Below are 11051 nucleotides of genomic sequence, written 5' to 3'. Positions count from 1 at the left end.
CGTAATATTTTACTCTTGTCAAGACAAAAAAAGTGTAAAAGGTGTAATGTTATGGAATTGTCGCAAAGACTAAAAGAATTAAGAGCACAAAAGGGTTGGACACAAAGCGATTTAGCTAAAATGTCTAGTGTGTCTATTGATAGTATTAAAGGCTATGAAATGGGAAAAACCAAAAATATAACAATAGAAAATTTAAAAAAAATTGCTTCTGCTTTTAATTTAAATCCCAATAATTTTTATACTGAAATTTTGTCGACCAATCTGTCGACCAAAAATAAAAATTTTGTCGACCAATCTGTCGACCAATCCAAAAATTTGTCTGTCAATATGTCGACCAATCCCTCCAACCTTAAAAAGTTACAGATAGAGCAAATCACAAGCGATCAAATTTACATTAGGCAACTTAGCTCAAGCGTAGGAGCTGGCGAAAGCGTGGATATAGATGGTATTGAGATATACGATACCGACGTGTTTGTGCCGTTTTCAAAAATGTTATTTAAAGTCCGCCCTAAAAACATAGATCACGTGCGCTGTATGCGCGTAGACGGCTACTCTATGGCTCCGATGCTGTTTCCCGATAGCTGGGTTATAGCCGACGTTACGTCTAAATTTAGCGGAGACGGACTATATATCGTAAATTACTGCGGTAATTTCATGGTTAAGCTGTTGCAAAAAGCCCCTGACGGCACGCTTTCTATCATCAGCACAAACAAAGACTATAAAAGCTATGAGATCGGACCTGATGACCAAACCGAGGTATATATAGTCGGCAAAGTGCTAAGGTGTGTGATATAAAGTCCATTTAAACGGCTTTTAAAAGGCTGTAAAAGATAGTGTAAAAAAAGTGTAAAGTTTTTGTAAAGTAATGTAAAATAAAATTTCGCCACTTTGATTTTGAATAAAATAGCTCTCAAGCCCTATATTTAGGCTTTCATCGCTAAATTTTTCTAACTTTGATTTCTTACAAAACTTTACAGTTTATTTTATAATTTCTTTGATATCGCGTAAATTTATACTATATCTCTTTTAAATTTGTTTCCCCACCACATAAATGCGAAAAGTAAACCTGGGGATTTAATCTTTTGTTCATTTGTCATAAATTCGCGCACTTGCTCTAGTTTAAGATAGACAAGCTCTATGCGTTCACCGTCTATCCCGCCGCCACTACCTATCTTCATATCGTCGTTAATAGCTGCGTAAAACATTGTTTGCTTGTTGCCTCCAAAGCCAAGAGCTCCGTGTGTGACGGCTATTTTCTCGACACTATATAACTTAAAGCCAACCTCTTCGATAGCCTCTTCTTCGATGGTTTGCTCTTCGCTTAAGCCCTTATCCATAAGCCCGGCGCAAAGTTCGTATGTGTAGCCCATTTCTTCATAATTTTCTCCACTCTTGCTTAGGTTATACCAGATAGGAGGGCGAAACTGCTTAACTAGTAAGAAAGCATCCTTGTTCTCATGATAAAGCAATATCGAAACACTATCGTGCACATGCACGCAGTCCCAGTTGCGGCGCATACCGTCTTGCGTGAAGCTGATCCTGTAAGGACGGACAAATTTTGAGTCTGTGCATTCTAAAATTTTAATATCAGTTATAGTAGTATCCATTTTGCAAGTCCTAAAAAGCTAAAAAATCCAACTACATCAGTTACTGTAGTAAGTAAAACGCTTGAGCCAACAGCAGGATCGATGTTAAATTTCTTTAAAGCCAGCGGTATCACCGTGCCAAAAAATCCGGCAAAGAAGAAATTTGTAAGCATGGCTGTTCCTATAACAACGCCAAGCATCGGTCTGTTAAACCAAAATGCCGCCACAAGCCCGATTAACACCGCAAAGATAAGTCCGTTAATAAAAGCGATACCAAGCTCTCGGATAAGGGCTGGTTTGGCGTTTTTAAATTCTATCTCGCCAAGAGCTAGGCGTCTAACGGTAACAGTAAGTGCTTGAGTGCCGGTATTGCCGCCCATTGAAGCAACTATGGGCATCAAAACGGCAAGCGCGACATAGCTTGCGATAGCGTCGTCAAAAAGACCTATGATGCTTGATGAGATGATAGCGGTAAATAAATTTACAAAAAGCCAAATTCCTCTTGATCTGGTTGCATTTAAGAGAGAATTTTCCTCTTCATCGGCATCACCTACGTTTGCGAGGTTATAAATTTGTTCCGTTGCTCGCTCTTGAATAAAGTCGTGAATGTCATCTGTTGTGATACGACCAAGCAAAACTCCTCTCGTGTCCACAACGGCTATAGAGTTCATATCATAATCCTGAACAACCTCTACTACCTCTTCTATAGGGTCGTTGTCCATAGCAACGTGCGGTTTGTATTTATCCTCTTCACTTTTTTCTATGATATCTTTTAGGCTAGAGTTAAAGTCAAAAAGTATCAAATCCTCAAGCGGTATGGCAAATTTTAAGATGTGCCTTTCATCGGTTATAAACAGTTGCGAGACGTTTTCTAGTTCGCCAAGCTCTTTTTGCTCTCTTAGTCGCTCAACCGCCGTGCTTAGTTGTTCGTTTAAATTTGCACTAAAAAGCTCGGTCTGCATATATGCGCCGGCTTCGTTTTCGTCGTAGCTTCTAAGACGTAAAATTTCGTCTTGATCCTCTTTGTCAAGTCCGTCAAAAAGCTCTTTTGCTTTTTCCTCATCGATATCTTCGATGTATTGCAAAAGATCTGTAGCGTCGTCACTTTCAAGCTCTTCAAGTGCTTCGACGATCTTCTCTGAAGGGATGGTTTCGATCACGTCTTTTAGCATGTGATCAGGAAGTTCGATAGCTACGTCACCAAGACTTTCAGGATCTAGCTTTTCAAGGTATTCATTATAAAGATCTTCGTCATGTTTTTTTAAGGTTTTAAGGTGTTGAGCCAGATCATACGGCGTAAGATCAACCTTTTCGTTTTCTTCGTTTAGATGTTGATCTATTATCTCTTTAGCTTCTTCAAGTTCTGCGCCCATTTCGCCTCTTTAAAATTCTATAATATTTGGAAAAAATTCAAATTTCTTATCCGTTTCACCTTGCGCTATAGCTTTTTTTATTAGCGCGTCATTTGAACTTACTACGCCTTTAAATTTAGCCATCTCTTTTGCGTTTGTTACGCTTTTAACCGTCTTAAGCGCGCTTTCTGGATTGATAGGTTTGTTTGATTGGTAAAGACCAAAGTGTAAATGCGGTCCCGTGCTAAGCCCGCTTGAGCCAACATATGCTATTAGTGCGCCTTGTTTTACGCTCTGACCTGTTTTAAGTCCTTTGGCAAAGCCGTTTACGTGCGCGTAAAGTGTTTCGTAGCCACCGGCATGTTTTATGATAACAACTTTGCCGTATCCACTTTTAGTTCCTACAAATTTTACTGTTCCATCTCCTGCAGATCGTATCGGAGTTCCTCTTGGAGCACCATAATCAACACCTAAGTGAGCGCGGTATCTTTGCAAGATAGGATGGAAGCGTTTTGTTGTAAAAGGTGATGTTATGCGAGCATTTAATAACGGGCGGACAAGCAGAAATTTATCGTTTTTTTTGCCGTTTTTATCGTAAAATTTATCTTCAAATTTATACATCGTGTAGCGTTTATTTCTTGTTTCTATCATGGCGACATAAATTTCAGGCGTATTAAACGGCTTTCCCATGCGGATCTTTTGGTTATAAACAACCACTATGCGGTCGCCTTTTTGAAGTTTTTTAAAGTCTATATCCTCGCCTTTAAAAATTTGCCTTATCGCTATTCCAAGAGATGCAGAGCCTGTGTAGTCAAACAGATCTTCAGAGAGTGACTTTTGTATGCTGATGTTTACTACTTTATCGTAAGACTGGTATGATATAGGTATGAACTCAAGGCTAAAATTATCTTTTTTATCTCTAAAGATATGTAGCTGCAACTCGTCACTAACAGGAACTAAAACCTGGATAGTATTTTGGTCTTTGTCTTTTAAAATTTGGTATTTTGTTCCTGCAATTATCTCTGCAGCAAGCTCTTTATCTTCGCTTGAAAGTTCATAAAAAAGCGAAAGCGGCATTTTGTTGTTTTCTAAGAAATTTAAAAATGATATACCATTTGGCCAGCTTAGCTCTTCTACGGTCGGATTTATGGCGTATAAATTTATAAATAATAATAAAAAAGTTGTAAAAGCCCGTAGCATCAACATCCTTAGCGTAAAAAATAGATTTGATTTTACTAAAAATTTCTTTAAATTTTGCAAAAAATAAAGTAACTTAAGCTATAATCATTAAAATTTTAGAATACACAGGAGATGTTGCTTGAAGCGTTTTGTTTTTATTTTACTGTTTTTTTTAAATTCTGTTTTTGCGGCCAGTTTTCATTTTAATGAATACAAAACCCCGATTTTAAGCATAGATGCAGATGATACGGCTACGATCGTAGATAGTCCGGAGATAGTTCTTGGTTCAAGCGGCGTAGTGCTTCATAAATTTAATACACAAAGCACGATCATAGCTCGTGTTAGCGTTGTATCTAAAAGCGGCGGCTTTGCTAAGGTTAGATTTGAAGTGTTTGATATGCTTGAGCAATCAGCCCTTCCTTTACCTGGAGTTGCACCTAAGGTAGGTGATACGGTGGTGTTAAACTACCTTTATAATCGTTCCGTTATCGTTGTTCCAAACAAAGAAATTTATGATGAGATAGTTTCTGCTTTTCCTAATATGATATTTATACATCCCGATCTTGTCGGTGCTTATTTAAGTTATGAATATAAGCCAAATCCAAATCGCGATGACTTTAGAAAGATGTGTTCACAAAGTGCGGCAGGACTTATCTTTGTTGCTATGGACGGAAGAAGCGTCTTTGCCGACTGCCAAAGTTTTGAAATTTTAAAAGAATTTGAAACAGGTGAAGTTGAATACTATCAACTGCCATTTTATACTAGAGTTAGTGGGATAGATACGGTGTTTTGGAAGCTAGATAGCGCGCATATTAATAATTACGACCAGCACTATGACTTGCTGTTTGATAAAGAGAGATAGTTATGCTAGACAAAAAACATATAAAATTCTTTCAAAATTTGCTAGGTGAAGATAATGCTTATTTTGATCAAGCTCACCTAATGGCATATAGCTATGACGCAACTAGAAAGCGTCATTTGCCAGACGGCGTGCTCTTTCCTGGTGATGAAAGTGATGTAAGTAAAATTTTAAAATACTGCAACGAAAACAAGCTTGCAATCGTGCCAAGAGGTGCGGGAAGCGGGTTTACGGGTGGGGCTTTGGCTCATGAAGGCGGCTTGGTCTTAGCCTTTGAAAAGCATATGAATAAAATTTTAGAGATAGATATGCAAAATATGGTTGCAGTCGTGCAACCAGGCTGCATAAACATGGACTTGCAGCGCGTGGTTGAGGAGCAAGGACTGTTTTATCCACCAGATCCTGCCAGTCAAGACTATTCTACTATAGGCGGAAATGTCAGTGAAAATGCAGGCGGTATGCGAGCGGCAAAATACGGCATAACCAAAGACTATGTAATGGCACTTCGTGCCGTGCTACCAAATGGCGAGGTTATACGTGCTGGAAAACGCACTATAAAAGATGTTGCAGGTTATAACATAGCAGGAATTGTAATAGCCTCAGAGGGCACTTTAGCTGTTATCACGGAGATCACGTTAAAACTTATAGCAAAGCCTAAATTTACCAAGACGGCAATGGGAATTTTCCCAAGTGTCCAAACTGCCATGAATGCCGTATATAAAAGTATGGCGGCAGGAGTAACGCCGGTAGCTATGGAGTTTTTAGATGCTCTTTGTATAAATGCGGTAGAGGAGAAATTCTCCAAAGGTTTACCAAAAGAAGCAGGGGCATTGCTGATAACTGACGTAGATGGTGATATTGAGGCTGGTTTAGAGCAAGACTTGGCGACGATAGAGCGTGTATTTAAGGAAAACGGAGCTGGTGAATTTAAGATAGCAAAAGACGCGAGCGAGCGAAATGACATCTGGTTTGCGCGCAGAAACTGCTCTCAAGCTATAAATATCTATGGCACATTAAAGTTAAATGAAGACATCACGGTGCCACGCTCAAGACTTCCGGAGCTTCTTAAAAGGATAGCCGAGGTATCTGTAAAATACGGTGTAAAAGTGCCGTGTTTTGGGCATACTGGCGATGGAAATGTCCATACAAATGTAATGGTAGCTGATAAAAATGACCCCTCTCAAGTTAAAAACGGACATCAGGCGATAGAGGAAATTTTTAAGATAACGGTTGAGCTTGGCGGAACACTTTCTGGCGAACACGGTATAGGTATTAGCAAGGCGGAATTTATGCCTTTGGCATTTAGTGATGCCGAAATGGCGCTTTTTAGAGAGATAAAAAGAGCTTTTGATCCAAATAATATCTTAAACCCAGGCAAGATGGGATTATAAAATTTGGGCGTTATATGCGCCCTTTTTGTTAGATTTTGCTCATTTTGTTTAGAAATTTCAACTATTTTACATATTATTTTTGTGAAAATTTCAAAGAAAGCAGGCGTAAATGAGACAAGCAAACATTAAGCAAAATTTCAAACTTTGGTTAAATTTAGCATTAAAAGCAAAAGATAAAGAGTTGTTTCACTACGCATCAAGCCTTAGCTTTCACACTATACTCTCTATCATCCCGGTACTTCTTATTTCATTTTCTATCTTCACGCAGATGCCCAGCTTTAGCGTTTATTACGGTAAGATAAAAGAGTTTATATTCTCATCTTTATTGCCATCAAATCAAGAGGCGATCACAGGGTATATCGAGACATTTTTACAAAACAGCTCTGCACTTGGGGTACTTGGACTTGTGGCTATTATATTTACTTCGATAATGTTTTTTATAGATTATGAATACGTAATAAACAAGATAATGAAAAGTGAAGGACGTGGTTTTTTTAGCTCTCTTAGCGTGTATTGGACGCTTATAACTTTGGCTCCTATCGGGCTTGGACTTAGCTTTTATCTCTCAAATTTATTGCAAAATTTATTAAACTCTAACGAATACACAAATTGGATAAATTTTTTAAGCATTTTTCCATATCTTATAATTTGGGCGATATTTTGCATAGTTTATCTCATCTCTGTTAGTCGTCCTATAGCTTTTAAAAATGCACTTTTAAGCTCATTTGTAGCCTCACTTATCTGGTATCTTGGCAAAAATATCTTTGTCTTTTATGCTGCAAATAACAAAACTTACCTTAGTATTTATGGCTCATTTTCTGTGGCGCTGTTATTTTTTGTATGGATATACATCTCATGGATCATCTTTCTTTACGGGCTTAAGCTTTGCAGTTTTTTAGAAAATGCAAAAGATAATGAAGCAAAGAGCTCCAAGCAGGGGTAAGGTTAGCATAACGGCTTTAAATTTTATAGCTAAAAGAGAGAGTAGGTTGTAGCCTAGAAATGCTAAGAGCGGTATAGTGGCATTTGTAAAGCTTAACTTAAAGCTTAAAAACCAAGCCAACCGCTCATCACAAATTCCGCCATACTCAAACAAATGTAGTATGAAACTGAGAGGATAAAACAAGATAAAAATATAACTAAGCGGTATAACGGCTATTTGCTGAAAGCTAATGAGCGGAAAAAAGTAAAGCACACTTACTTCCATCGCCAAAAATACATAAAAATTTAAAAGCAAAGAGTGCGTGAGTATGCTAAATTTATCCTTGAAGTAGTGCAGATATAAAAATATATAAAACACACCTGCACAAGAAAAATAAAAACCTATGTTAAAAAGCAAGCTAGGAAATAACGCCACACAAAAACAAACAACGATAAAAAGCGTGTTAAAGCTTAAAATTTTGATATTTCTACAAAGTAGCATAAAGCCAAAAATGCTCATCGTAAAAGCTCGTAAAAAGCTTGGCACAAAACCTATCATATAAAAATAAAAACAAAGCAGAGCAAAACCGATAACACTAATGTCAAATTTATAGCTTCTATACGGGAAAAACCTCGCTCCAAAATACCTATAAACAGGTGCCAAAAGTAAAAATACAACTCCCATTATCACGCCTAAGTGATATCCGCTTATGGCTACAAGGTGAGCCATGCCCCAATGTGAGATGTCATCTCTAAGCTCTTTTGAGACTGCAGCACCTAGAAAAAGAGCCATAAATAAAGATGAAATTTTATCGTTTTCATGTTGCAAAGAGATAAAATTTAGTGCCTTTTGTCTTAAATTCGGTGTCTTACTCTGCTCAAGAGGAGTGATGCCGTTTGATGGCATATAAAATACTCCTCGCAAATAATCAATAAATTTAACATCAAGGTTTATGACAGTAAGTTTTAGCTCATCAAAGGGTTTAAAATTTATATTTTTACGAGGCACGGTATAAAAACTAAAGCCGTTTGTTTTTAGGCGTAAAATTTTATATGTTTTATTAGACTCGTTTGTTTTTGTGTAGACAAGCTCTACCTTTGCGATGATCTCTTGCTCGCCAATGTCCATGAAATTTTTGTATTGAATATAAGATGAGGTTAGGTTTATGCAAAAGACAATAAAGCAAAAAAGCGCGAAATATAGATAATAAACGCGCTTGTTAAAAAGTTTCACTATCCTTGAAATTCCGCCATATGAGCTGCTCCGTAAGGCTTATCTGCAAAGCGAGAGTGCTGTTTGTGAAATAAAACTTCAACAGTGCCAACAGGGCCGTTTCTGTTTTTGCCGATAATGATCTCGGCATTTTCCTGAAGTTTGTTAAAGACGACCTCACTTTTATACTCTTTACCCTCGGCTTTCATGCGTTTTTCTTTCTCGCGCTCTTCTTGTTCGAGGTAAACTTCTTCGCGGTAAACAAATAAAATAGTATCCGCATCTTGCTCTATCGCGCCAGACTCTCTTAGGTCGCTTAGCATAGGGCGTTTGTTTGCGCGGGTTTCCAGACTTCGGTTAAGCTGACTAAGTGCGATGATAGGCATATCGAGTTCGCGCGCTAAAAGCTTTAATCCGCGGGAAATTTCGGCGATTTGCACATGGCGATCGGCAAAGTTGTTCGTGCTCATCATAAGACCGATATAGTCAATCACACAAAGTGAAATTTCAGGATGCATGGACTTTAGTTTTCGTAGTTGTGTTCGCACTTGGTGGATATTTACATATCCGCTATCGTGGACAAAAAGCTTGCTTTGCATGAAGTCATTACACGCGTCGCTTAGCTTTTGATACTCTTCGTCGTCCATTTTTGCTGTCATTAAATTTTGAAGCGGTATGGATGTTTTATCTGAGAGCATTCTCATCATTATCTGTTCTGCAGGCATCTCAAGAGAGAAGAAAACAACTCCGTTGCCGCTTTTTAAAACATGGCTTATGAAATTTAAACAAAGCGTTGTTTTTCCCATACCGGGGCGCGCAGCGATGATGATAAGATCGCCGTTTTTAAAGCCTTTTGTCATTTCATTTAACTCTCTAAAACCGGTGTCGATACCGACTATATCTCTATCTTCAATTTCTACTTGTTTTTTTAGATGTTCAAGCATGTTTTCGATGATCTCTTGGCTTTGTTTTATGCCGCCAGAAACACCACCTTCGATGAGTGCGTAAATCTCTTGGCTCATTTCATCAACCATATCGCGGCTTGGCTTGTCTTCGCTTACTTTGCTTGGTATTTGTTGGGCGATCTTGATAAGACTGCGTTTGATTGATTTTTCTTTGAGTTCGGTTGCGTATTTTGTTATGTCGATAATAGAGTTTGTAGCAAGAATTTCTACCATTAAATTTTCATCAAAATTGCTTCCGAGCTTGTTTTTTAAAAATGAAGTAGCGATAGGTAGGTCGGAATTTAAGCACTCCATCATCGCTGTATAAATTTCAGCATGTCCCTTTAGATAAAAGTCACTTGGTTTTATAATGTCTGAAATTTCACTTAAAACATCGTTATTTAGGAGTATCGAGCTTAGTATCGCTCTTTCCATGTCAAGGTCGTATAGGTTGTGAAAATCAACCGCTTCAAATTTATTTTTCGCCACGGCTCTTTATCTCCTCGTCAAGTTCTAGTAAAAACCGATCCACTAGTTCACTCTCTTTTAGTCTTGCTACAACCTCGCCACGGCGCATGACTAGTCCGCTTTCCTTGCCAAATGCTATGGCGACATCTGCACCCTTTGCCTCGCCGATAGCATTTACCACACAGCCCATTACGCTTACATTTAACGGCTCTTTTATATGTTTGGTCTTTTCTTCGACAATCTTTATGGCGGCCATCAGGTCGCTTTGTAAGCGCCCGCAGGTCGGACACGAGATGATATTTAGTCCCTCACGCTGGCGACCACTATCTTTTAGTATTGCCTTTGCGACTTTTATCTCTTCTTCTAGCTCGCCCGTGATACTAACTCTCATCGTATCGCCGATACCTTCTAGCAGCAGTCCGCCAAGAGCGATAGCTGATTTTATCGTAGCGTGAAATGTTGTTCCCGCTTCCGTCACGCCCAAGTGAAATGGATAAATAACTTTTGGACGAAGCGCGCGGTAAGCCGCCATAGTTCGTTCTACATCGCTTGATTTAAGTGAAATTTTAATGTCAGTAAAGTCAAAATCCTCAAGTAAATTTATATTATACATAGCTGAAGCTACCATCGCTTCAACAGTGCGACCGTATTTATCTTCAAACTGCTCTTCAAGCGAACCCGAATTTACGCCTATGCGAATAGGTAAATTTCGCTGTTTACACGCCTCAACTACCGCTTTTATACGCTCTTTTGAGCCGATATTGCCAGGATTTATCCGCACGGCGTCTACAAATTCGCTAACAATTAGCGCAAAGCGGTAGTTAAAATGAATGTCGGCAACTATCGGAAGCGGACTTTGCTTAACTATCTCTTTAAGCGCGTAAGCGTCTTCTTTATCAAGCACAGCACAGCGCACGATATCGCATCCCGCAAAGTATAGGCGATTTATCTGCTCTAGTGTGCCTTTTATATCTTTTGTTTTTGAAAATGTCATCGACTGCACCGAGATAGGTGCATCTCCACCGATAGCTACGTTTTTGATTTTTATCTGTTTAGTCGGATATCTTTGCAATTTTTAGCCTTTAAAAGTAAAAGATTATTATATAAAAAGTAGGATTAAAATTTGATTTCGCGTATT

The 11051-nt window shown here is 38.4% G+C and carries 10 protein-coding genes and 1 pseudogene; 5 read left to right on the top strand and 6 right to left on the bottom strand.

Annotated elements, in window-relative coordinates:
• Positions 1-51 precede the first annotated feature (51 nt).
• A pseudogene (locus CCAL5182_RS06780) lies at positions 52-231 on the top strand (helix-turn-helix domain-containing protein); the annotation flags it as partial.
• Positions 232-327: 96 nt separating this feature from the next.
• A complete protein-coding gene (locus tag CCAL5182_RS06775; RefSeq protein WP_336610590.1) occupies positions 328-795 on the top strand; it encodes a S24 family peptidase in 468 nt (155 codons plus the stop codon).
• A 215-nt stretch (positions 796-1010) separates the two neighbouring features.
• Here CCAL5182_RS06775 and CCAL5182_RS06770 read toward each other — a convergent pair whose 3' ends face one another.
• The 3 genes from CCAL5182_RS06770 to CCAL5182_RS06760 are packed head-to-tail and all read right to left on the bottom strand — an operon-like array spanning position 1011 to position 4138.
• On the bottom strand, positions 1011-1607 hold the full coding sequence (locus CCAL5182_RS06770) for an NUDIX hydrolase (RefSeq protein ID WP_336610587.1): 597 nt from the start codon (positions 1605-1607) through the stop codon (positions 1011-1013).
• Entirely contained in the window at positions 1592-2959 is a 1368-nt protein-coding gene (gene mgtE / locus CCAL5182_RS06765; RefSeq protein ID WP_336610586.1) for a magnesium transporter, read from the bottom strand. Before mgtE ends, CCAL5182_RS06770 begins: the two co-directional genes overlap by 16 nt.
• Before the next feature lie 9 nt (positions 2960-2968).
• The gene (locus CCAL5182_RS06760) at positions 2969-4138 is read right to left on the bottom strand and encodes a peptidoglycan DD-metalloendopeptidase family protein (RefSeq protein WP_336610585.1); all 1170 of its coding nucleotides are present in this window, start codon (positions 4136-4138) and stop codon (positions 2969-2971) included.
• Between the two features lie 118 nt (positions 4139-4256).
• On the opposite strand from CCAL5182_RS06760, the gene CCAL5182_RS06755 reads away from it, so the two are divergent.
• The 3 genes from CCAL5182_RS06755 (at position 4257) to CCAL5182_RS06745 (ending at position 7310) form a co-directional block, all read left to right on the top strand.
• Positions 4257-4979 carry a plasminogen-binding N-terminal domain-containing protein gene (locus tag CCAL5182_RS06755; protein WP_170015640.1) on the top strand — a complete coding sequence of 241 codons (723 nt, stop codon included), beginning with the start codon at positions 4257-4259 and terminating at the stop codon, positions 4977-4979.
• Between the two features lie 2 nt (positions 4980-4981).
• Positions 4982-6367: an FAD-linked oxidase C-terminal domain-containing protein gene (locus CCAL5182_RS06750; protein ID WP_336610584.1), complete on the top strand. Its 1386-nt coding sequence runs from the start codon at positions 4982-4984 to the stop codon at positions 6365-6367.
• A 109-nt stretch (positions 6368-6476) separates the two neighbouring features.
• Positions 6477-7310, top strand: a complete 834-nt coding sequence (locus CCAL5182_RS06745) for a YihY family inner membrane protein (protein ID WP_336610583.1) — start codon at positions 6477-6479, stop codon at positions 7308-7310.
• Here CCAL5182_RS06745 and CCAL5182_RS06740 read toward each other — a convergent pair.
• Genes CCAL5182_RS06740 through ispG form a run of 3 tightly spaced genes read right to left on the bottom strand, consistent with a single transcriptional unit; the run spans position 7263 to position 10985 of the window.
• Positions 7263-8522 carry a ComEC/Rec2 family competence protein gene (locus tag CCAL5182_RS06740; RefSeq protein WP_170000208.1) on the bottom strand — a complete coding sequence of 420 codons (1260 nt, stop codon included), beginning with the start codon at positions 8520-8522 and terminating at the stop codon, positions 7263-7265. The genes CCAL5182_RS06745 and CCAL5182_RS06740 overlap by 48 nt on opposite strands.
• Entirely contained in the window at positions 8522-9934 is a 1413-nt protein-coding gene (locus tag CCAL5182_RS06735; RefSeq protein ID WP_336610582.1) for a replicative DNA helicase, read from the bottom strand. Before CCAL5182_RS06735 ends, CCAL5182_RS06740 begins: the two co-directional genes overlap by 1 nt.
• Positions 9921-10985 carry a flavodoxin-dependent (E)-4-hydroxy-3-methylbut-2-enyl-diphosphate synthase gene (ispG, locus tag CCAL5182_RS06730; RefSeq protein WP_336610581.1) on the bottom strand — a complete coding sequence of 355 codons (1065 nt, stop codon included), beginning with the start codon at positions 10983-10985 and terminating at the stop codon, positions 9921-9923. The genes CCAL5182_RS06735 and ispG overlap by 14 nt, the downstream gene beginning before the upstream one ends.
• Positions 10986-11051 lie beyond the last annotated feature (66 nt).

It is taken from the genome of Campylobacter sp. 7477a (assembly GCF_014892335.1).
GTDB classification, from domain to species: Bacteria; Campylobacterota; Campylobacteria; order Campylobacterales; family Campylobacteraceae; genus Campylobacter_A; species Campylobacter_A californiensis.
The sequence above is the reverse complement of the archived record's forward strand: the minus strand, read 5'-3'. Positions and strand labels throughout refer to the sequence as shown.